Origin of the sequence: Lentisphaera marina (genome assembly GCF_028745505.1) — a bacterium.
Taxonomy (GTDB): domain Bacteria; phylum Verrucomicrobiota; class Lentisphaeria; order Lentisphaerales; family Lentisphaeraceae; genus Lentisphaera; species Lentisphaera marina.
Map to the genome: position 1 here is coordinate 1,689,401 of NZ_JAQZZL010000002.1, position 23,091 is coordinate 1,712,491.

Consider the following 23,091-nt stretch of genomic DNA (forward strand, 5'->3'; position numbering starts at 1 on the left):
TTAGGCACTTTTTAATTTTAAGGATCACACATGCCATCAATCACTGTATCATGCCCCGGTAAAGTCAACCTTTTTCTCGATGTCATCGGCAAACGAGACGATGGCTACCACCTCATAGAATCTTTATTTCTCCCCATCAAAGATATTGCTGATTCACTAAAAATAAGTGAAGCCAACGCTCCGGGGATCACAATTTCATGCAATCATCCTGCTGTCCCCTTAGACTCAAAGAACCTCATCCATAAAGCCGCGCAAGCTTTTGCTGAAAAAACTTTAATCACACCCAAGTGGAAAATCGACTTAGTTAAAAATATTCCCGTCGCTGGTGGCATGGGTGGTGGTAGCTCTAACGCCGCATCTACTTTCATGGCACTCAACGAGCTCTATGATCAACCACTAAATAAAACGGAGATGCAAGAACTCGCCATCAAAATTGGCGCCGACCTCCCCTTCTTCTTTGAAAAATCTCCTGCAATCGTAAAAGGCATTGGCGAGAAAATCGCAAGTTGTCGCGTAGAAGAAAAACTCTTCATGCTTTTTGTCCCTTTTCAGTTCCCTGTCGCGGCTTTTTGGGCTTATAAAAATAGACAGGATGGCTTTTCTCACAGCTCTATCACTTGCGAAGAATACTTAAGTTTACTCAATAATGAAAAGTTTCCACAGACCTACAATGATCTAGCGAAGCCACTCATAGAGAAGTTCCCCCTGCTTAAACAAGCCTGTGATAAGCTCTTAAAATTAGGCGCTTACAGCAGTAATGTCTCAGGTAGTGGCCCCACCTGTTTTGCTCTATTTAAAGATCAAGAATCATTAAAACAGGCTCACAACAAACTCAAGCGACAGTCAATAATGGCAACTTTTTAAGCTGATTTTTCAAATTAAAATAAAGTTAGTAATCCACGCTAAGCAATAAACAGCTTTGTTATATAAATTTCTTTAGCTATATTGAGGGGAATTATAAAATGAGGTAAATAATGAAAAAACTACTCACTGCTGCATTAGCGCTCAGCTTCAGCTACCCTTTACTTTCTCAGGGAACTATCAGCGCCAATCGAATGGCACAATTTGAAAAAAGTGTCGCCGATAGCAAAACACAAGTCGAAAGACTTGTTGGGCACATCAAACTTGTAGATGCTAAAATCGAACAAGAAATCACCACAATGATTTCCATGTTAAATAAGTTTAAAGACTCCCACGACTCAAAATCTCGTGTCCTTGGTGATAAAGAAAAACTTATCAAAGATTTACGTGATTCTATCAAATTCTATTCAGACCAGCGTAAAAGAATTGCCAACGATCTTAAACTAACAACAAAACGTTTCCGGCCAGAAGATACGGAAAAACTCCTCGCTTTTTTAGACAAAAAAATGCTTACTCGACTGGATCAAATTGTTCAAATCACTAAACACCTCGGCGAATACAAAGAGCATTATGACTTCAGTAGAGACAACCGTTTCAATAGAGACAAAAAAAATGCTAGTGATGCTGATAAAACACGCGATAAACTCATAAAGGACATCAATACAGGTATTAAAAACCTAGAAACTGAACGCGCCAAACTCGACAGATATTTCGACAGCCCAAAACCTACGAAAGAATTAAGTCAAATATCCAAAGAAATCAGTGCTATAGATATGAAAATAAAAGTTTTACAAAATAGCATTACAGAAATCATGTACGGCGGTAAGGACGGACAAAAAGTCAGCCGTGATAAGGCTCGAACTATCAACAACATGGTTCGAGAGCAAAGCCACAAGCTCAGCGCCAACCTCACCACCATGAATCGTGGATTAACTCAACTCTACATGCTACTACAAAAAACTAAGCGTGCTACAGATACTTTAGCTAAAGCTGAGGCTATCAACGAGAAGAATCTACCTAAGCCCCCCACTCCTAAGACAGAAAACACTGAAATCAAAGAAGATATAAAAGTTCAATAAATATACGTAGCTCCATCTCGTAATTTAAGTTCAATTTCTTTATCTCTTTAATTATGGCAAGACCGATTTATGCACTGGCACTCTTACGGCACATTGTTATAGTAAATTTCGTTTATTTTTTGTATTAGGATCAATCAAATGTCTACAGACCCAAGCCCCGAACAGGAAGTCACCATTGGTACACACAATGGTTTTTTCCATGCAGATGACTGCCTGGCTGTTGCCGTATTAACAATGATTTATCCAAAGCACAAAATCATTCGTTCTCGCGACAAGCAAATATTATCTACTTGTGATTTCTTAGTCGATGTCGGTGGCATCTACGATGAAGAAATCAATCGTTTTGACCACCACTTTTCTAATGGCCCCGCTTATGACGATGGACTACTCATGTCTTCATTTGGCTTAGTGTGGCAAAAATTCGGTCTCCAAATTTGTGGACACCCCGAAATTGTCGACAACATAAAAAATCAATTGGTACGCCCTGTTGATGCGGCCGATAATGGCGTTGCTATTCACTGCCGTCAAAGAGGAGCCCCCGAAGTCAACATGCTTTCACTTTCTGCGGTCCTCGCAGTTATGAACCCTGGCTCAATAGATCAAGCCGACGACGTATTTGCTGAACAAGTTGTTTGGTGCCGTCGCTTAATTGGTCGTTTTATTGATAACTCAAGACAAAGAATTGAGTCGCGCGAAATGGTTCGCCATGCCTTTGCCTATGCCGAAAAGAAAAATACCAACTTCATGGAACTTCCCGCATCAATGAAATGGGAAGAAGCGCTCTACAGCCTTGACCGTACTCATAAAATTTATTTTGTCGTTTTCCCACATAACAATCAATGGTACTTACGTTGCGTAAGTCGCACACCCCATAGCTATACACCACGCAAGCGACTACCTGCTGAATGGGCTGGACTTAGAGATGATGAATTCTCACGTGTACTCGGCATCTCCGATGGCGTCTTTTGTCACCACGCAGCTTTTGTTTGCGCAGCAAAATCCCGCCAATCGATTCTCAAAGTTGCCGAAATGGCCTTAGCATACACTCACGTCCATTAATTAAGTCGTGAGAAATATTGCCATTCTCGGCACTGCTTCAGATGTCGGTAAAAGTTTATGTACTGTAGCTCTTTGTCGCATTTTCAAGCGCAAGGGCTTCGATGTAGCTCCCTATAAAGCTCAGAATATGTCAAACAATAGCTTTGTCACGAATTCAGGTGGTGAAATGGGCCGAGCTCAAGTTCTACAAGCCGAAGCAGCAGGACAAATCCCCTCGGTTCACATGAATCCTGTTTTACTTAAACCCTCCGCTGATATCCGTGCCCAAGTCATCCTTCAAGGGAAAGTCTTAGGCAATCGCGATGCTGGTGATTATTTTAAAGATACCTCAGAGATTCGTAAAATTGCCTACAATAGCCTTGCCACTTTACAACAGCAACATGAACTTATTATCATTGAAGGGGCTGGATCATGTGCGGAAATCAACCTTCGCGATCGTGACTTTGTCAATTTCGATACGGCTCATGAAGCCGATGCAGATGTATATCTAATCGCAGACATTAATCGCGGTGGAGTCTTTGCTCAAATTATCGGGACTATGGAAATCCTGTCAGCAAAAGACAAAGCTCGAGTCAAGGGTTTTATCATCAACCAATTCCGAGGTGATATCAATTTATTCAAAGATGGGATCCAAGCTATTGAAGAGCGCTGTCAGCTCCCAGTACTCGGAGTTATCCCTTACCTCCATCAACTCGATTTGGATTGTGAAGATAGCCTCAGTCCTGAACTCACCATTGATCCAAAAGAGGATTTAGATCCTAAGAAAGTTAAAATTGCTATCCTACTATTCCCACACTTATCAAATTTTAGCGACTTTCAAGTTCTCGATCATGACCCCATGCTTCAAGTTCATTACTTGAGTCGTCCAAGAGACCTCAACTCATATGACCTCGTCATCCTTCCTGGCTCTAAAAATGTCCCTCGTGACCTGAAATATGCCTTTAAATGGGAGCAAGAACTCAAATCGTTCACAGGACAAATCCTTGCCATTTGTGGAGGTATGCAAATTTTAGGGGAAAGCATTGCCGATCCACATGGCATCGAAGATCTTCCACAAACGCACAAAGGGCTCAAGCTCATCCCATTGGAAAGTGAACTTAAAAAAGAAAAAATTACTCAACAAAATAACTTCAGAGAAGATGCATTTGGAACAAATGTAGAAGGTTATGAGATCCACCATGGCATAAGCCAGCATACAGAAAAAGGCCTGCAATATTTTTGCACAGAAGAATCAGATGGCATCATTCACAATAATATCATGGCCACCTATTTACATGGTATTTTGGATTCATCTGAGTTTCGCCAAGCACTTTTTAAACAATTCAATTCGCAGTATCAAGTACCACTAAAAGAGAACGACCCTATTGATCGCCTTGCTGATCACTTCGAAGAGTACCTAGAACTCAGTAAGTTTTCGTAGAAGTAACACTTCATTCGTCATCATAAAAACGCCATTTTTACTGTCTAATTTACAAGACTTATTAAATGGGAGCACTACATACAGCTAATAACACACTTAACTAGAGCATCAAATTTCAAGAATATGCAAAGTTATTTCAGAAAAAATAACATATCAACAATTTTTCAAAAATAGTTCATTGATTTTACTTGTTTCTGCTCATTTAAAATAATAGTATATTAAATTATCCATAAAAAGAAACTGTTATTATGAAAAATATTTTTGTTATTATTGTGTTCCTAATAAGTAGCTCTGTTTACGCTGATCGAGAGTTGCCAGGAGTAGAAAATAGTCGTTTAGCATTTGATTTAAGTTCACGAAGTTCTTACTGGAATGAGGCGAACGAGCTGAGTTTACAGCATTTTATAGGAATCGATTTTTATAAAATATTAACTGTGAATGGTTCTGATTTTGGTAGCTTAACAATACAGCCTTTTATAAATAGAATTGATAATGGTTACAGAACTCCTAGTGTCTATGATGATGATGATGACTGGGAATTTTTATTTAGAACTTTTGCATTAAATATAAATGCCTGGGGTAGTGATAAGCCCTACTTCAAAATTGGTCACTTCGAAATCCCTTTTGGCGGTGAATATAACAAAGATACTTTTGGCGATCTTCATCAATATGGGCAAGGAGCAAAAATCGGTATGAAAATGGATTGGGGATTTGCGATGGGGCAAGAACTTGAAAATTGGCTTTATGAGATAGCAATAACCAGAGGTTCTGGTATGAAGTACAGAGACAGAGAAGACCCTTATGCAATTTCTGGTAGAGTTGGCAGCGTATACGATGGAGACTTTGATTATGGTTTTTCATTTTTTCATGGTGAAGTTCTAAAAGAAAAATCAACCATAAAACGAGAAATCATTGCTGTAGACTTTGAGTACTACATGGGAACTAAGAGTATTTTAATTGAAATACATGGAGGACAAGTAGAGGATGAAAACTTATTAGGTAGTCTTTTAGAATTTAATATTAAAAATGATAGTGAAACAACTGAGCTCTACATACAACACTTTTATCAAAACCTAGAAAACAACACACATTTGTCTAGTGCTGCAATTGGCATAAATTATCAAATGACTAATCAATTAAATTTAAGCAGCCAAATCGTCAAAGAGTTTGAGTCCCCTCCTGATGAGCAAGAAGAACTCATTGAATTTCAAGTCCGTTACAGGTTTTAGGAGTTATCTATGATCAAATACCTCATAACAACATTGTTTATTTTTTCAAACTTAAGTTTCGGTCAGGGTTACTGTGCTTTGAGACACCCTCAATCAAAAATCAATCATCTTTATCCTAAGTGTCAAAATTTTGAGACCATAATATCTACTATTGATGATAACGTTAGACTAGAGGTTGAACAATATTTAGATTTCCCACTTTATTTCTACGAAATTGGCCAACATAATTTATATGCTGTCAAAAAGAATTCTAATTTACTTGGAATTGTTCACGCTAGATCAGAAAAAAGTAAGTGGGGTTTGGTAGAAATCGTGTGGGGTTTGGATTTGAATTTAAATATTGATAACTTCACTTTTCAACGCTGTCGTACAAGTGCGAAATCTAAGTTACTCGATGATAGTTTTAAAAAAATAATTAGGAACAAAAGCTTTATTGAATTAAAATCTATTTTAAAAGATTTATCCAAAAACCCTACTTATCAGAACTTTAATGAGGATCAAAAAATACTAGCGGAAATCTTACTGAAATCGGCAATAAAAACAATTGCCTTAACTGAAGCATCTTGGTCGAATTCAATTAAAAAACTTCGTATAAAACACTTGTGTAAGAATAATGAAAAAAAATATGATCTTCAATCTGTAAATACTAGTTCAGGTACTAATGAGATAAAATTCTTCAAGGACATAGACAACAAGGATTTTTTTTATATCATTAATACCGATACAAATAACTATTACATGGGTGAACACAAGGACGGTAAGTTTAGTATTCTTTACATGCCTGTTTTCTATCCTAAATCTAAAGACCCTATGATCTTTCATAATCTTAAAACACTAGAAGCTTCCTTAAACAATATAGAAAACTCTATTGATAAATAATGAAAATTAGCTTCTACACGATTATCCTCGTCGTGTCATGTATGTGTGTAGGCTTTTTGTCTGTTGGAATAGTTTTATATAACTCACACAAACTAAACCTAAAGCAGCAAGAGCTCCAAGAATCTACCCGTGAAGAATTAAGAATAAAAGAAGCTGAAATGCTTCTTAAACAATGGTTAATGTCCTTGGATTTATACTTAAACAATAGACAAGCTTATATCTATGATAGCTTAGTTGATCAGGGTGAAGCTATCATTTTTCTCAATAACCAATTTAAATATAAATATCGTCTTAGAGATTTAAATGAAAAAATCAGTGCCGTTTTGGATTTATGCTCAGAAGTTCATCAGCCAGGAAAAAAAAAGCGCAATGAAAACGATTGGTATCATATCATTACTAAAAGTGATACGATAACGGAAGATTTATATGCACCTTTACAATTATATAAAGCTGATTTAGTCCTAAAAATAGATAGAGAAAAAATCAAAATCGCCTCTAGACAAATCACTTTGAAACGCACCTTATACATATGCCCAACTGCACTTATAGTTTTTACATTTCTCATGATAAAATGGTCCAATCGAACTATTGTCAATCCGATAAAACTATTAAGAGTTTTAGCAAGTAAAGAAGAGATATCAACAGAAAACTTCCCCTACAACAACCCTATCGAATTAAAAAGTTTAGCAGATACCTTAAAGCAATATGTGCATGATTTAGAAAAGGCAAAGGAGCTTGCTTGGCTTAAAACGAAACAGGTAGAACACATAAATATGAGAATTAGCAGTATAATGGAAACCGCAGCGGATGCAATCATATGCTCAAAAGCTAGTGGTCAAATTTTCGCCATGAATGCCTCTTTTCGTGATTTAGTCAACATTGAACAAAATGACTCTAGTAAAGTTTATCTATGCCAAGATTTCATCAGTGACATTAATTTACAAAAGTATAACGTTCACTTTGATAACAAAAAGGTTCTTCCCGAGCAAAATATATTATCTGGTTTAAATGGCGAGAAAATTAAAATAGAATTATCGGTAAGCAAATTTAAAATAGATGAAAATGTTTTTTACACAATCATTATACGAGATGTACGAGAACGGGAACGAATGCAAGCACAGCTTCTCCAATCACAAAAAATGGATTCTATTGGCATTTTAGCGTCAGGGATAGCTCATGAAATCAATACTCCTATTCAATATGTAAGCAATTATTGCCTTTTTTTACAAGATGCATACAAAGATATACTCAAATATCTAGAATTAACCCAAGACTTGGATCTTGAGCAAAAGAAGAGGCTCTATGATGAGATGGACTTAGATTTTATTAACACAGAAATACCAGTAGCACTAGATGGTAGTTTAGAAGGCTTACAAAAGGTCAGTGATATTGTAAAATCCATGAAAATCATGGCACACCCCTCTAAGGCTAAAAAAATTGACTATGATATAAATTCTTTAATAAAAGAGGCTGTACTTCTATCTGAAAATGAATGGAAAAAGTATGCGATCGTAGAATTACTTTTAGATGATGAAATACCTGAAATTTATTGTTTCCCCGGTTTTCTCTCACAAACATTTATAAATATCATTATTAATGCTTCTCATGCCATTGAAGCTCAAATTAAAAAACAGAAAATTGAAACTAATGGTAAGATAACAATCACCTCAAAATTAAAAGGACAAGAAATTAACATTAAGTTCATTGATACTGGAACGGGAATAAATGATAAGATAAGAACAAAAATTTTCGACCCTTTTTTCACCACCAAAGACATAGGGGTTGGTACTGGTCAAGGCTTAGCTTTATCTCATGATTTTATCGTTAATAAACATAATGGTAGTATTAACTTTACGTCTAATAGTGACTTAGGATGCACTTTTGTGATCACTCTACCCATTCAATAAAAGTAATATGATTTACATGTGGGTATTAAAATTAAATAACCTAGAAAATTGTGTTGAAATCTATACATGAACTTATTTGCTCGATAATTAAACGTAGCTTAGTAATGATAATTATTCGCGATCTACATCTATTTAATCGAAATAATGATGAGTATTCCCCTTTTTTTAATGTGGTGACATTAGGTATAGGCAAATCATAGGCGCTTGAGTTACGATAGAGTCCCGTTGTTTCTGTAAATTGGTGTTGACCAATTTTAGTTAAACAGACAGATAAACTCTTTTTGTAGCTATCCAGGTTTCATCTAATTCCATAAGAATAGCGGACGCTAATCTAAGCAGTGAAGCTTCATTTGGGAAAATAGACACGGTTCTAGTTCGCCTTAGAATTTCTCGATTCTGTCTTTCAATCATATTGGTGGTTCTCAGTTTTGTCCAACAAGAACGATCTAAATCAAATACAGAAAAGCCTTCAGGAAGTGCGGATTCCATCCATTCAGATAATTGAGAAGCACTGTTTTCATACTTTAAGCAAGTAAGCTTTAAAAGTCTTTCGGCGTCCTGTTTTGAAGGGGTATTAAAGATATCTCGAATGTCTTGTGCAACTTCTGAACGCATCGCTTTCTTAGGCACATAAGCCCCCGCATTCTGCTGTAAATGAAATTGACACCTCTGCCATGGGATTGACCCAAAGACAGTTGTTAAAGCGGCTTTCAGTCCCGAATGACTGTCGCTCGTGATCATCTTAAGACCATGAAGTCCTCGAGCATTCAATGATAGGAAAAAGTTTCTCCAATGAACCTCAGCTTCACTTAAAGAGACACTTGTACCTAAAACTGAGCGTTTTCCTGATTCATCTATCCCATAAGCAATTAACAAAGCACAATCTCGAACAGTCTTATCTACTCTAACTTTTTCGTATCTCGCATCCACCAAAAGGTAATGATATTTCCCTAAAGGACGGTTACGCCACTTTTCTAAGCTTTCATCTAGCTCAGATACAACTCGTGACACCTGTGATTTACTCACGGAAAGACCACACATTTTCTCTAGAAGTTTCGTGACTTTTCTTGTCGAAGTTCCCTGAATATAACTCTCGGCCATAGCTGTCATCAAAGCTCGCTCACTTCGTAAGCCTTTTTCTAAAGAACTTGGATAAAAATCGATTTCACCTCTGACTTGAGGAATGTTGAGCTTCATTGCTCCAAGTCGAGTGTTTACGGTTTTGTTTTTATAGCCATTAGCATAACCTAAGCGATTTTCATTGCGTTCATATGGAGCAGCATCAAGAGAATTACTTCTCTCTACTTTCATCGCTTCATTTAGTAATACTCTCATAGCTTCAAGCATTCCGCTTTCGCCGTTTTCTGTGACTTGGTGGATCATTTCTAATAAGACACTACTGTTCTCGTGTGTAGAGTGGTGCATAATAATTCCTTGTGGGTTGTTTTGGTGCAACACCACTCTGCATCTTCTTTACCCCGAGTTACAAACAACTTCCTCAATTTCGCTCCGACGAGAAAGTTCCCATTCTCGCGAAGTCTCGGAAGCTATTCATAACTCTTAAAGTAGAGCTATAGCAGAATTTACAGAAAATTTGGGACACTACCTGAGTTACAAGTTTTTGATGCGGTGCTATTGTAGAGGAATTATAAATAGCTATACTCAGTTAAAATAGGGATTAAATAAGTGCTTAATAAATTCTCCAAGCCTCAACAGGGCCTCAGTAGCTTCAAAGTTGGTGACGAAGTAAAACGGCTAGGTTTTTCACTCCCGGAAGAATCTTTTTACGAAGTCATCAATCCTGATGAACATTTAGTACTTTAGTTTATTTAAAAGAATTTAAATAACTTTACTTCATAAGCTTAAGCTAATTATTAAATTCGAAGAGCACCTAGGCCTCAGTAAGTTTTCGTAGAAGTAACACTTCATTCGTCATCATAAAAACGCCATTTTTTACCAATGATTAATCGTGCCCCTCGATGAAAACTGAGGTATGACCAGGTCCATTGAACAAAAACAAAAAAGCGATTTTTAAATCCACTTAAATAGAGAATGTGAATAAATAACCAGGCGAGCCAAGCTATAAAACCATGCAGCTTAATCTTTCCTGCTTGGGCAATCGCTGAACTCCTACCAATCGTAGCCATCTTGCCTTTATCGACATATTTAAAATCGCCAATATCTTGCCCTTTTTCACGCGCCAATAAGAGCTTAGCCAAGAAACGCCCTTGTTGCATAGCCACAGGAGCCATACCAGGAAGAGGACGGCCATCTTTACCTATACAACTTGCTTGGTCACCAGCAACAAAAATATAAGGGTACTGTTTCATACTTAAATCAGCTTCTATTGGTACACGCCCCGCACGATCCAACTCGACGGGTAAACTTTTACCTAAGCGACTTGCCTCGACGCCAGCGGCCCATAATACAGTGCTTGTTGGAATAGTTTCATCACTGACTTTCACACTCTGATCATCAATATGAGTCACCGCTTGACCTAATCGAACTTCAACTCCCAATTGGCTTAAGTCACTTTGAGCTCTCTTTGATTGACCCTCATCAAATGCCGCTAAAATTCTAGGGCCAGCCTCAATTAATAGCACTCGGGTTTTACTCACATCTAATTGACTAAACTCTTCACCTAAAGTGTAGCGATTCATCTCGCCTATGGCTCCTGCGAGCTCCACTCCCGTGGGTCCTGCCCCTACAATCACAAAAGTTAGGTGCTTAGTCATTTCTAGATCATTATCAGCTTTTTCAGCTTTTTCGAAGGCCATGAAAACGCGGCGACGAATTTCAGTTGCTTGATTAATAGTTTTTAAGCCTGGCGCATACTTTTCCCAATCATTGTGTCCAAAATATGAATGTCGTGCACCACAGGCCATAATCAGTAGATCAAAATCGTACACACCCGATTCACAAATCACCTTCTTGCTTTCTGGATCAACTTTAGTTGCATAATCCATCACAACTTTGATATTTTTATATTTCTTTAAAATGGTCCTAATAGGTGCCGCAATATCTGCAGGACTTAAGCCTGCCATAGCGACTTGGTAAAGCAAAGGTTGAAACAGATGGTGATTACGTCTATCGATTAAAGTGACTTCAAAGCCTTCTTTATTACCCAAGTTTCGCGCGGCATTAATTCCTGCAAAACCACCTCCGATGATAACAACCTTTTTCATTTTTCTAGGGAATTCCTATTAGCTATCTTGTTCCATTAATTTAATAAGCATTATTCCCATTTTATACCGTAAATGACAGCTATCCAAACCTCAAATAAAAATACCTGTTAAATATTTAACAGGTATGACACGGAGGAAAACGAAAGTCTATTTTTCAGCCAATAAATCTCCAAAAGACCTAAGCGATTTATCTGTAGACAAGTCATTGCTACACCAAAAGACCTAGCACATTTGCTAAATGTTAGTCGTCAAATCATAGTCGCTTGAGTTACAAGTTTTTGATGCGGTGCTATTGTAGAGGAATTATAAATGAGCTGTACTCAGTTAAAATAAGGATTAAATAAGTGCTTAATAAATTCCCCAAGCCCCAACAGGGACTCAGTAGCTTCAAAGTTGGTGACGAAGTAAAACGGCTAGGTTTTTCACTCCCGGAAGAATCTTATTACGAAATCATCAATCCTGATGAACATTTAGTTCGTAGCTTGGTCTCCGGTGAAGAAGTTTGTCTAAGCGGGAGTTATTTTCTTAGTTTAGAAGAAGCTGAACTGCTTCCAGATGAGGCCATTGACCTAGAAAATGCTGAAGCGGGAGAGAGCTACTACCATGCTCACACTGGAGTCACCTATCAAGTTGCTCACAAACAAGTTGATCCAGATACAGTGAGTATGATTAATCTAGAAAGTGGTGATCAAAGCCTATTTCCACGCATTGGTAATGCTCAGTTTTACAAAAACTAACTGACTTACTGAACCTGACAGTTGTAGAGGTAGTTTAAATTACCGCCACGGTGAAAAGCCTCTAAGCGAATTTTATCACCTTTTGAATAACGATTGAGTTTTCTGGTTGCTTCTTTAGAAAAGCGACAATAAATATATTCATAATTTCTACGAATAGTTATACGTGCTTCGCCATCTTCATCTAGACTTATGCTATAAATCTCATCACGAAAGGCAAACTTTTGATTTTTGTACTTTTCATCAGCTTTAATAATATCTCTTTTATATGCTTCGACGACTCTACCTAAATCAACTTTCATCGCTTTTCTTTCTTCGAATTTTTCGAGTACTTTTAAGGTGTCCACATCCAATTTTGCACTTTCATCGGAAAGTTTCGCGCGAATGTTAATTTTGTCTCCTGGCTGAAGTGAAGCAAAATCCTTTAATGTTTCATCTGCATAATAAATATAAAAAGAAGCGTCTTTCACTCGAAAGTAGGTGTAGTTTGATCCACCGCTACTACTGGAATAATATCCTGAATATGTATTATTGAGGGGGTAATATCCAGTTAAATTCAAAGTCTTACCTTTATACTTTTCACGGCACAAATGAATATTATCGAGTTCTTCAGCAAAGGTCATAAAGTCCATTTCTGGAGTCGTAGCTCCCGCCTGAGCATTTACTTTATCTAAGCTAGTAAAGATGCAGGAACGTAATGTTGAGGAATTCCCATAAACCAATACTTCCACGGTCACTTGCTTACCATTCACTAAACTAGGGTTTTTCAGCTCTTCTGGTTTCAACTGCAACAAATATGTCTTTCCAAAACGAGCCGTATCCTTTAGGTAAATCTTACTACGAGTACTGATTCGCTTATCGGTAAAAAAGAGTTTACCACTTGTCACAACTCGCTTGCCTGAATACTTCATTTGATTAGCTTTCAAATCAGACAAGCTGATAACTGTAGTAGCCTCTACTGCACAGAGATGCAGCGCTAAAAATAATACTAGGGTGAATAACTTTTTCATACTTTCCTCTTTGTAATAAAATATCTCCACAAGCTTAACTTCATTCTCGTAAATGAAAACATTGCTTTGTAAATAATTTGTAAAAATACGAACACTTACTTAGTCAAACACATGACAACTAGCAATTTACTTTAATTTGTAAATTAAGCCCATTCCCACACAAAAACTTAGGAGGAACAAGAATATACTGGGTAACTGTGAGGATTTATTAACTTTATTAGATTTCATATCGAGCTTAAAGTCAATCTGTAAAGGTTTCTCCAAGTCAATCATCATTTCACGATGAAATTCAAGTTGTTTCCCATGCTCAGGCAAATCGAGCGCTAGTGCCTGAACTCTTTTACGTGCCGCTTTTTGACGAGAGAATATTTTTTCACCTATGCTTCCCAAAGCTAAGGAATCATTCTCTTGCAAATTTTGCTCCAAGGCTCTTACATCATTCACATTATAATTTTTATTGAACTTTAGATCTTTCCCCATCATCAATAAATTATCGCGCCGGTTAGCGATGGCCATTTGTGCTTGCGTTCTCCATAGTTTATTCAATTGCATCTTGGCATCCTCTTGTTTGCCTTTATCACCCAAACTCTCCTCCACCACTTGTTCCAACTGAACTCGAGCCTCTACATTCCTTCCCTGCTTACTCATCAGCAAACCTTGGTCAATACTTTTCTTCTGCATTGACTCCGTCCGACCTCGAAGACCATAGTGATTCACGACTTCCTCCGAACTCACTAGGTTGGCTAGAGTATATGTCTCTAGATATTTCATATTTCCTGAAAAGTCTTTATAAATAGCATTTTCAGGCATATAAATATTCCAACGAATATCTTTGAGAGGCAAATCAAACGCTGGCCCGACAACGCTACTGAGTTCACTCGCTTCGTTTATATATAAAATTTCAATCTCTACATTTTTCTGCCCTACTTGGGTAGGACGTGATTTTAAGGGAATTAAGATATGCCCTTCCCTGTCCATTGGTCTCACCGTCTTTTGATCGATATTCACATTCATGAGACGCGCACCTGCAGGGAGAATGACTTTTAAGTAAGGTTTTGTCACTGGATCCATTAATAAACTGAGGTGTGAGATCTGAGATGAATCAATGCCCACTTGTGTCTTGATATCGAGTGACTTCACTTCAGCAGGTAAACTTTTAGCTAATGACTTAACATCCAAATGAACTTTCATCTGACTAGCAGCATTTAAACTTTTAAAACAGGCTCGTGAATTGGCTAAATCTTTGGGTGTTTTAAGACTATCTAGCTCGCGAAAATCTATTTTCTTAAAGCCCTTCAAAGACTCATATTTCAAAGATATATTTGAAGCTGCGAAAAAGATTAAATGCCCCGTTTGTCGTGTAGCAGCTAGCAGTTTTATCGGAGCTAAGTCAATTTCTTGTTGAGTCACAGCACTTTGCCAATTCAGCTCAAAACTGAGCTTTCCTATTTGTGGACTCTGAAGATCTAGCTCCCAATTATTTTTATCTACGGTCCGTAATCTTGCAATATTCTTCCCTCGAATATCAAGATTATCTAATGCTTGATCACTAGTAAATCTTAAAGTTCGTATGGGTGCTTTTTCTATTTGGATATCCATTTTCATCATTCCTTTTAGAAGCTTATCCTCGAGGCGCATAGTCTGCATAAATTGACATTCTTGACTTGCTTCCAAAGTTTTTTTCAACAAGTCCACACTCCAACCTGAAGCCAAGAGACGTAAACTTTGGCTACCATCTTCTTTTCGTGATGCCGTTGAGGTATTCTGACTCTGGAGGACCTCCAGATGGAAGCCTTTTTCCACTGAAATAAGCAATGAACCCGTTTGTCTCCCACCATCAACTAAAGTGAGGTGAGGCACTGAAGGTTTTGTAGGAATTTCTGGGACAATTTTTACTAAAGATAATTGTACGGGAAGTTGCCCCAAAATTTTACGACTTAAGTATAAACTCAACACCTTGCTCTCATCATCATGTTCCACGTCCCAATAAGAGAGATTTTGACATTGCACATTTTCGACCTCATAATCCACGGGGACTTTGATTTTTAAGTTGAATACCCCACTCTTCTTCACCTTTATCTGCAAATTGGAATTCAGACTTAAACGATTCGAAGACAAATGAAAGTGATGATCGGCAAAAAGACTGAGTTCAGAACGCACTTTTGATAGCTGTAAATTCAAAGTCGGCTTAGCCGAACTAAATTGCCAGGCAGATAAATCTGATTCAGGTTCCGTCGTAAAATCAACTTTAGGTCGACCTGATAATTTTCGACAATTCACTGGAGCCATAACTCGCATGGCTAAGCCCAATTGCGAAGCCATGATCATTCGACCACGAACTGAGCGCGCCCCCTCTAAGTGAGCCAGTTCTAATTTCACTGTTTGCGGGAGTCGCAAATTGGTGCGGCGGCTACTAATTTTAAAGGATAAATTTTTCTCATTTTCACTATTTAGGAATGTTAACTTCAAGTCTCTAGTCGTCGCATCGTAATCCCAAGAGATACTCTTTTTAGGATTTGCACTAAGCACCGATTCCAGTTGCCAATTTTCCGGCATTTTAAGCACTACGGAAGGAAGAATGCCATTCATCAAACGTAGATGAAAGTTCTGTTCTAGGCTCAAGAGTCCTTCGGAGGCGACAAGTCGAACTTCTTGCTCTGCATAAAAATCTGCTTGAGTTAATTCATCATCCAAAGTTTCTCTCACAAATTCTCGCGGGTAATTTTCAAGTAAAGTGAATTGACTAAACCCATCACTATCCTCACGAGAAAGCATCAATTTACTTTTTGCCTGCCATGACTCTCCTATCAGTTTCAAATTGAGTCGTTTAACTGATGAATTTGGCAGGAAACTCCAATCAAAATTTAGTTTCTCGCTAAAATAAGCTTCTTCATTTTTCAACTTTACTTGGCTCTCTTTTACATATTGAACGGCTTCAATACTATAGGAATAATTGACTTCAAAACGTTCAACTTTTTCAAGTAATTTTAAACTCAGTGCTCCAGAAGGGTGCATATGGGTTTCTGCTATTTTTTTATCAAAGACAATACTCTCCATAGTCGTCATCTGACCTTTAGGTAAGCTAGCTAAAACTTGAAGTCTTTGAGGTATTAAGTAAAATACATCGCCTTTATCACCGTTTAGATGCGCCTGTATTTTCACCTTAAGTTTTTTGTAGGACTCATCTAATTCGACATCAATCTGAGCATCTGAAAACATATTTTCCTCAACAATTACGCAAAGTTCCTTTTGTTTTTGATCTATTTTTTCACTTGCTTCTACACTGGGCATTAAACAGAAGCTACAGAGTATCAAGGCGCTTGCTGGTCGAAGTTTTTTACACAATTGCAGAAGATAAGGCCCCATAAAGAGTGCTGCACTAAGTACCAAGAGTAAAGGCATGAGACTGAGATATAGCAATTCTGCATAAGCCCATGATTGCACCGAATAACACAAAACGAGAAAAGCACCTCCAGATAGCAATCGTGATTTTTTAACAAACGCCATTACAAACATCAAAAAGGCTAAACCAAGCATGATGACATGACTTAAATGAGGTCCCGAAGAATTCACACTAGATAGAGTGTTAACTTTGGCCTTTATGTAGGGCTGTGCCAATTCCTTGAGTGACATACTTCTAAAGGTGTAAACTTCTTGAGGCAGCTCAATTCCATTTTGAACCTCAATTCTCAAAGAAGATAAATACATGATGCTAAAGACCGCAATCATAAGAGTCAATAATATGCGTACAAAGCTCGCTTTAATCTTAAATACTGAGGCAAAAGGTAATGCGAGACAAGATAGCGTGAGCAAAATCAAACTCGGCCAATTGAGCTTTCTTATGACTAAACGACATTTATCTAAAAAACTCATATCCCCTCCTCTTTCATAGTGCTCTTGAGGGAGAATATTACTTTCGATATCTGATAATAAGTAGGCTTTAGGTAAATTTAATTCCCACTCTGAATGGAGTGTCACCGCATCTAAACTCGGGGCATTGAGCTGTAAGTCTTCCCCATCCTTTAAAGCATTTTGTTTACTCGTCCAAGTCAACTCAACTTTTAAAAGCTTATTGGGATCTGTATTTCGTTTAAGAGGGATCAATAATTTTTTATCATCGGCAATTGGACGAACTAATTCGCCCTCAACTTTACATCGTCCCAATACACTGCCTTCCTTCATAGTGATACTCAAGAATTGACGATTTCGATTACCAACCATAAAGCTCGCTTTATGACTGGCGGAACCATCTTCAACTAAAGTGCTTTGTATCATGCTACTGGCAATGACGTGTCCCAATAAGTTTACATCCGCCAGGGTTTTCAACTTAACCTGAACTTGGTGTGGAGAAGTCGTGTAACGAAAGACTTGAATCAAGGGGTTTGAATGAAGCATTTGATAGGCTTCGGGCAATTGTTTTTCTTCGATTTGAAAGACACCATCTTCAGACTGATATGACTGGCTTCTAATTGTATTTGATCCACTTAAAGTGATATAGCCACTTTCACTCTCGGCATTTAACAAGCGTACTTCGCCACAACTTAAATCACTCTCTTTAAATTCACTGGGCGCATCATAGCTAACCAGTAAATTATAGCTTCCCATTATCCTTTGATTTAAAGTGATTTCATAAATTCCCTCACTCACTTTCTTTAATTGAGGTCGGTAATTACCACTGATTTCTGGATTCTTTATTTTTGCGGGAATCGCAAGCTTTAATTTACTAGTGGGCGCCGCAGATATTTTCATCGTGAATAATGAACTCGCATACACGGTGCTCTCTCCCAAAGAATACATGTGTAGGCCCTCCACTTTTATACGTGGTTTTAGCTTTTTGACACTGACTGTACTTCCCCACCCGAGCTCTCTAAAACGCCAAGTTGACTGCTGATTTTTCAAGCGTTTTGCGACTGCATTTTCTGGTAACTCCAAGAGTCCTTTCACTTCATTTAAATTCACTGAAAAACCTTCTAAGGCACCGACATTAATGAAGCCGCGTTCCGAACGCACCCCGATGCAGCTCACACTTGGATACACGAAACTTTTACTCCAATCACTTATCGCACGTTCTTGCTCAATAGTAATATTATGGATCCCCTGGATTTCAGCTAAACGCACCCGTAAAATTCGATAGCCCGTGAAGTCTTCGACTTCATAGGAATTGACGCCATTGACTGCCACTGGAATAAAATCTCCCTCTAAACGAAAGCTCAATTCATCTAGCGCGGCTTCCCTTACATCGAGTTTGAAGCTCGATAGGTGACGGATATCATTTTCTTTGACAAACAGATCGTGGTTCGCACTCACATCAACTACGGGCTTGATCTCCTTTAATTTGAGATCCAATTGAATCGGTAAACTTGGGAAGCTATATAACTGACTCCCCTTCTGAACTTTACCTTCTACGCGAATTAAGCCTTGGTGATTTGTTGTAATCACTTTCACAGGAATCATTGACTTTAGGAACAATTCCCCCGAACTTTTAAGAACCTTTTGCGGAACTGGCAAAATAATTTCATGTTCTGCAGGTACTTGATCAACGCTAATTTCACCCTTTAAACGAATACTCATTCGCGTATGAGAAGTCTTACTCTCTAAGGTGAGTAAGCGTTGCCCTTCCTCTTGACTTTCCTTGATTTCAAAACCTTTTGCTAGCACATTGGTAAGAACAAAATTTTGAGGCAAGTCAAACATCAACTTCTTTCGCGCACCATTGATGACTGACCAATCATAGATCACATCCAATTGCAAAGCCCCCGAAACTACCAAGACTTGCGACTTAATTTTTACGATATCCAAGGCTTTGGGTTTAGTCTTTTCATCTTGCTCTTGTTCCCAAGTAAATGAAAAGCCTTTTTGCAGCGGTAATTTCCCCGAGAATGAAGCTCTACCTTCTTCAATTCCCCCCAATTTAATTTTGGATTGATTGAATTGTAAGTTCTTTAATTCACTCGGATATGATAAAGCAAACGGACGCAGAGTTTGCATTGGCAAGCTCAAACCCTTAACGCTATATTTCTCACCTTGTTTTTCAGCTGATTTCTGGTAAGTCACTAGACAAGTTTGATTTTTAGTATTGGTTTTCAAGACTAAAAAATAGCGATTGCCCTCACGGCTAATCTCATAGTTTTTACTATAGCTAAAAGATTGAATTGGCATGCCCTCACCTAAAGCAAAACGATGCCCTGCCATCCCACTAAACTCATACTCTGCATCGACGTAAAACTGCTGCTGATCAATGCGAAATTCTAATTTCTCAATACTTAATTCATTAGTGATTTTATCCTCTTTACTCCAGGGCCAAAACGCATTTGTGCTTAGGCAAAGTAAAGACATAATAAACAAAAATACTATCCTGTTCATGAGCTTTCTCCTTATGTTAAATTGTGACTGTTAGTACAGAGACTGACAGCGAATGATCAAATCTTTTAATTCTTGGATTTTTTTATCCTGGGGTCTTTCCATACGGATCCTATCGACTTCTGCAGCCAATTGATCAAAGCGAATTTCACCCTTACCATCATTCTTCAGCAAGCGAGCAAAAGTAGCGACACACCAAGCCAGACGAGTCGAAGTTTGGCTCTGAGAAAATGCTTGATCTCGACTTAATTTTACGTGTGAATTAATTTCCGTGACTAATTCATTTTCCAAATTTTTATAGCGCAAATTAACTGTCGCTAATTGTCCATCTGACTTTTGTTCATGGAGGACTAACTCATAAAGTGCCGTTACACTTTGGCCCGCACCGATCTCGCCTGCATCGACTTTGTCATTGCGGAAATCTTTATTTGCCAAACGACGATTTTCATAGCCTAGCAAACGATAGGAACGCACTGCTTTGGGATCAAAATCCAATTGGATTTTTACATCCCGTGCTATTGTTTTAAATGAAGCATCAAAGTTATTGACGAGGATCTCCTGCATTCCTTCTTTGCTATCGCCAAAGTAATAGGCTCCATCGCCTCGGTTGGCTAAGGTTTCCAAAAAGCTATCATCAAAATCTTCTGAACCAACACCGATAACTGTATTTGCAATTCCCTGTTTGCGATATTGATCAACTGTTTGCAAAACCTGCTGAGCTTCTTTTTCTCCCAAACTTGCTATACCATCGGAAAGTAAAATCACTCGGTTCACCGCACCGCTACGGAAGTTTTGTGAGGCCAACTTATAGGCTTCTTCAATACCCATGCTCAAATTGGCTACTGCACCAGCTTCAATATCTTCGACAACTTTTGCCAATTTTTTATGATTTCCCGCAGGCAGTTTATTAGCTAGGCGATTGACACGATTTTCACAAGTTAGGATAGTCACTTCATCGTTTTCATTCATTGCCTTGAACATCTTCGGCAAAGTTTTTTGTATGAGTGGCAAACGGTTCTCCGCAGCCATTGAGCCACTATTATCAATAACAAAAGTGTAGGAACCTGGCTTTTTAGAATCCGCGCCAAGTCTTTGACCTTGAACACCCACTCGTAGTATTTTCACACCTGCGAAAACTTTATGATCCGCCAGCTCACAATCAATATTGAAGGCCTCTTCTTTGGGTAAGCGATAATGATAATCAAAACTATTAATAAATTCTTCCATGCGGACATTGTTGGCATCTACTTTACGACCAGCGCGAATCTCTGCTCGTGCTGCCGTATAACTTGCCGTATCCACGTCAATCGAAAAAGTACTTAAATTCGTCTGTGTCGTATCCGTCATGCCCTCAAAAAAGAGTGGCGATGGCAAAGAAACTGACGGCAAATTTGTTTCTCGTGACTTTATTTTACTTAAATCTCTTTGGATCATAACTTGTTGCTCTTCTTCTTGTACCAAAGACGAACTCCTGAACAAGGAGTCGACATCATTAAAGGCCGTATCTTCAAAGCCATCGTCTGCAAAACCGTCTACTGCTCCGACGGCATCCTCATCAGGTGTCAGTAACTCTACCTGGCGCTCTATTCGGGCAATTTCCGTATCTTTTTTACCAACGGTATTTTTAAGTTCGTTAATTTCGCCATTGGCTTCTTCGAGATTGAGCTCCAATTCTTCGGATTTGATTTGGTATTCTTCAAGCTTTTCTTTCATCGCTAGCAATTGAGCCGATTGGCCTTTGCTGTCTTCGCTAAAAATATCCACGTCTTCATCACCGCTTTTCTTAGCTTTCGCCATTTTAGCGACTCCATACCGTTTTATTGCTGATTTTTTTGCTGAGGCTGAACGTGCAGAATACATTTTACTCGACTGCAAGGGTGAAGTTGAAGGTTTCACATCAGAAATTAATTCTCGATCATCCATAATTTCTGCTGCAGGTGGCTCATCGTATACATCTGCTACACCTCCTGATACCACTACAGAGTCGCTCACATCAAGGTTCACTTTTTCATGTGCTTCCTCAAAATCGGCTTCTGCTGGTGGCGGTGGCGGTGGCGGTGGCGGTAGATTAAAGGCTTTACTTCTTTTCGCCTTAGAGCTTCTACCCATGACAAGTGAATCCCCTACACTTGAGTCACGTTGACGACTTAATTCGTCAACTTTCTCTTCCAACGCTAGCTTCTCCATCTCTACTTCCATAAGCTCTTGCTTATATTCATTGTAACGACTTTTGGCAACTGCCTTATTTCGTGCAGTTCCCAATGAAGGTAAAATCATTGCACTTAATACAAAACCGACTACCAATACTGCCGCGATTGTTGCCCATGGAAATTTTCGTTTTTGTTTTCCCTGGCTTGCTAATCGTCCTAGATCTTCTTCCTCTAGGTTCTGTGCAACACTTTGATTTTCAATTTTGAGTTCAGCTGCCCAAGCACTTTTGCGGATTTCGCTGCGTTGATCTGCAGTTAACATTAAATCATCTTCTTGCAGTGGCGCCTTAGATTTTTGCAGTGCCATTGCCAGGGCTAGATATTCTTCCATGCATTGCTCACAATCTGGCAAATGATCATGAATTTCATTCGCTTGCTCACTTACGAGCTCATCAAAGCATAGCGCGGGGAGTAAATTTGAAATTTCTTCACAATTCAATTGATGCTTTTTCATTTGAGCACCTCGCTCATTTCCGATTTTAGTTGACCCGATAGTTTCCTCAGACTCCTATGTAAAATCACTCCCACATGACTTACTTTAATATCCATTTCTTCCGCAATGAGTTGATAGCTGTATTCCCTGTAAACACGCAGTTGAAAAACTCTTTGCTCCAATTCATTAAGGTTTTTAATTTCTTCCTGTAAATTTTCTTTCATCGTCTTCATCTCCAATTCGCGGGATGGCGTTTGAGCATCATGTGCTTCTTGATTATGCACGAGCTCGGCTTCATACTTTTTCTTGAGCTTATCGCGGCGTAAGTCATCCATAATCTGATTATAAACGACGCGATATAACCAAGCTTTCGGCTTGGCGATCAATTCTTGTTTATCAGCACAAAATCGTATGTATTTTATAAAGGCACTCTGTACGGCATCACGTGATTGTTCCAAATCATTACAAAGCGAAAAGCCATACGCTAGCAAGGGGCGTTCGAGTTGCCCCATCAAGACTTCTATTTCTTCAGCTTGCACCATATTAATTTTTACTCATCATTTTTCCTGTTGATCTAAAGCTGAGACGAAGAAGCCAGGGCTTTATTACACGCATTTCAAAAAAAAAATTACAAAAAAAGATTTTTTAATGTTCTTTAGTTTATAAAGCTAATGAGTAAAGAGATGGAAAAATAGTTTTAATTATGAAGAGAATGAGAATTCTCG

15 protein-coding genes are annotated in these 23,091 nt (G+C 38.3%); 9 read left to right on the forward strand and 6 right to left on the reverse strand.

Annotated elements, in window-relative coordinates:
* Nucleotides 1-30 precede the first annotated feature (30 nt).
* The 7 genes from ispE (at nucleotide 31) to PQO01_RS17920 (ending at nucleotide 8,434) form a co-directional block, all read left to right on the forward strand.
* Nucleotides 31-864, forward strand: coding sequence for a 4-(cytidine 5'-diphospho)-2-C-methyl-D-erythritol kinase (ispE, locus tag PQO01_RS17890; RefSeq protein ID WP_274315541.1), 834 nt, complete (start codon nucleotides 31-33; stop codon nucleotides 862-864).
* A 110-nt stretch (nucleotides 865-974) separates the two neighbouring features.
* Nucleotides 975-1,940 carry a hypothetical protein gene (locus PQO01_RS17895; RefSeq protein ID WP_274315543.1) on the forward strand — a complete coding sequence of 322 codons (966 nt, stop codon included), beginning with the start codon at nucleotides 975-977 and terminating at the stop codon, nucleotides 1,938-1,940.
* 138 nt (nucleotides 1,941-2,078) lie between these two features.
* Nucleotides 2,079-2,999, forward strand: a complete 921-nt coding sequence (locus PQO01_RS17900) for an MYG1 family protein (RefSeq protein ID WP_274315545.1) — start codon at nucleotides 2,079-2,081, stop codon at nucleotides 2,997-2,999.
* Between the two features lie 7 nt (nucleotides 3,000-3,006).
* Nucleotides 3,007-4,419: a cobyric acid synthase gene (locus tag PQO01_RS17905; protein WP_274315546.1), complete on the forward strand. Its 1,413-nt coding sequence runs from the start codon at nucleotides 3,007-3,009 to the stop codon at nucleotides 4,417-4,419.
* Between the two features lie 248 nt (nucleotides 4,420-4,667).
* Nucleotides 4,668-5,648 carry a hypothetical protein gene (locus tag PQO01_RS17910; protein ID WP_274315547.1) on the forward strand — a complete coding sequence of 327 codons (981 nt, stop codon included), beginning with the start codon at nucleotides 4,668-4,670 and terminating at the stop codon, nucleotides 5,646-5,648.
* A 9-nt stretch (nucleotides 5,649-5,657) separates the two neighbouring features.
* A complete protein-coding gene (locus PQO01_RS17915; RefSeq protein WP_274315549.1) occupies nucleotides 5,658-6,527 on the forward strand; it encodes a hypothetical protein in 870 nt (289 codons plus the stop codon).
* Between the two features lie 56 nt (nucleotides 6,528-6,583).
* Nucleotides 6,584-8,434: a PAS domain-containing sensor histidine kinase gene (locus PQO01_RS17920; protein ID WP_274315550.1), complete on the forward strand. Its 1,851-nt coding sequence runs from the start codon at nucleotides 6,584-6,586 to the stop codon at nucleotides 8,432-8,434.
* A gap of 258 nt (nucleotides 8,435-8,692) precedes the next feature.
* Here the strand turns inward: PQO01_RS17920 and PQO01_RS17925 are convergent, their stop codons facing one another.
* Nucleotides 8,693-9,859: an IS256 family transposase gene (locus PQO01_RS17925; protein ID WP_274312071.1), complete on the reverse strand. Its 1,167-nt coding sequence runs from the start codon at nucleotides 9,857-9,859 to the stop codon at nucleotides 8,693-8,695.
* Between the two features lie 261 nt (nucleotides 9,860-10,120).
* Between PQO01_RS17925 and PQO01_RS17930 the strand changes: the two genes are divergently transcribed.
* Nucleotides 10,121-10,258 carry a hypothetical protein gene (locus PQO01_RS17930; RefSeq protein ID WP_274315551.1) on the forward strand — a complete coding sequence of 46 codons (138 nt, stop codon included), beginning with the start codon at nucleotides 10,121-10,123 and terminating at the stop codon, nucleotides 10,256-10,258.
* Nucleotides 10,259-10,359: 101 nt separating this feature from the next.
* Here PQO01_RS17930 and PQO01_RS17935 read toward each other — a convergent pair whose 3' ends face one another.
* A complete protein-coding gene (locus PQO01_RS17935) occupies nucleotides 10,360-11,619 on the reverse strand; it encodes an NAD(P)/FAD-dependent oxidoreductase (protein ID WP_274315552.1) in 1,260 nt (419 codons plus the stop codon).
* A gap of 344 nt (nucleotides 11,620-11,963) precedes the next feature.
* Between PQO01_RS17935 and PQO01_RS17940 the strand changes: the two genes are divergently transcribed.
* Complete coding sequence (locus tag PQO01_RS17940; protein WP_274315553.1) at nucleotides 11,964-12,356, forward strand: hypothetical protein; 393 nt, start codon at nucleotides 11,964-11,966, stop codon at nucleotides 12,354-12,356.
* Nucleotides 12,357-12,361: 5 nt separating this feature from the next.
* Here PQO01_RS17940 and PQO01_RS17945 read toward each other — a convergent pair whose 3' ends face one another.
* The 4 genes from PQO01_RS17945 to PQO01_RS17960 form a co-directional block, all read right to left on the reverse strand.
* Nucleotides 12,362-13,363 (reverse strand): hypothetical protein, encoded by a 1,002-nt coding sequence (locus PQO01_RS17945; RefSeq protein WP_274315555.1) that lies wholly within the window; start codon nucleotides 13,361-13,363, stop codon nucleotides 12,362-12,364.
* A gap of 126 nt (nucleotides 13,364-13,489) precedes the next feature.
* The gene (locus PQO01_RS17950) at nucleotides 13,490-19,726 is read right to left on the reverse strand and encodes a hypothetical protein (protein ID WP_274315556.1); all 6,237 of its coding nucleotides are present in this window, start codon (nucleotides 19,724-19,726) and stop codon (nucleotides 13,490-13,492) included.
* 30 nt (nucleotides 19,727-19,756) lie between these two features.
* Complete coding sequence (locus PQO01_RS17955; protein ID WP_274315557.1) at nucleotides 19,757-22,387, reverse strand: YfbK domain-containing protein; 2,631 nt, start codon at nucleotides 22,385-22,387, stop codon at nucleotides 19,757-19,759.
* Complete coding sequence (locus PQO01_RS17960; protein WP_274315558.1) at nucleotides 22,384-22,908, reverse strand: RNA polymerase sigma factor; 525 nt, start codon at nucleotides 22,906-22,908, stop codon at nucleotides 22,384-22,386. Before PQO01_RS17960 ends, PQO01_RS17955 begins: the two co-directional genes overlap by 4 nt.
* Nucleotides 22,909-23,091: the final 183 nt, after the last annotated feature.

Bases quoted from the DNA above. Each gene is read 5' to 3' on its own strand.
- PQO01_RS17960 (WP_274315558.1), bottom strand. From the start codon at position 22,908: ATGGTGCAAGCTGAAGAAATAGAAGTCTTGATGGGGCAACTCGAACGC.
- PQO01_RS17955 (WP_274315557.1), bottom strand. From the start codon at position 22,387: ATGAAAAAGCATCAATTGAATTGTGAAGAAATTTCAAATTTACTCCCC.
- PQO01_RS17945 (WP_274315555.1), bottom strand. From the start codon at position 13,363: ATGAAAAAGTTATTCACCCTAGTATTATTTTTAGCGCTGCATCTCTGT.
- PQO01_RS17915 (WP_274315549.1), top strand. From the start codon at position 5,658: ATGATCAAATACCTCATAACAACATTGTTTATTTTTTCAAACTTAAGT.
- PQO01_RS17925 (WP_274312071.1), bottom strand. From the start codon at position 9,859: ATGCACCACTCTACACACGAGAACAGTAGTGTCTTATTAGAAATGATC.
- PQO01_RS17910 (WP_274315547.1), top strand. From the start codon at position 4,668: ATGAAAAATATTTTTGTTATTATTGTGTTCCTAATAAGTAGCTCTGTT.
- PQO01_RS17935 (WP_274315552.1), bottom strand. From the start codon at position 11,619: ATGAAAAAGGTTGTTATCATCGGAGGTGGTTTTGCAGGAATTAATGCC.
- PQO01_RS17950 (WP_274315556.1), bottom strand. From the start codon at position 19,726: ATGAACAGGATAGTATTTTTGTTTATTATGTCTTTACTTTGCCTAAGC.
- PQO01_RS17900 (WP_274315545.1), top strand. From the start codon at position 2,079: ATGTCTACAGACCCAAGCCCCGAACAGGAAGTCACCATTGGTACACAC.
- PQO01_RS17895 (WP_274315543.1), top strand. From the start codon at position 975: ATGAAAAAACTACTCACTGCTGCATTAGCGCTCAGCTTCAGCTACCCT.
- ispE (WP_274315541.1), top strand. From the start codon at position 31: ATGCCATCAATCACTGTATCATGCCCCGGTAAAGTCAACCTTTTTCTC.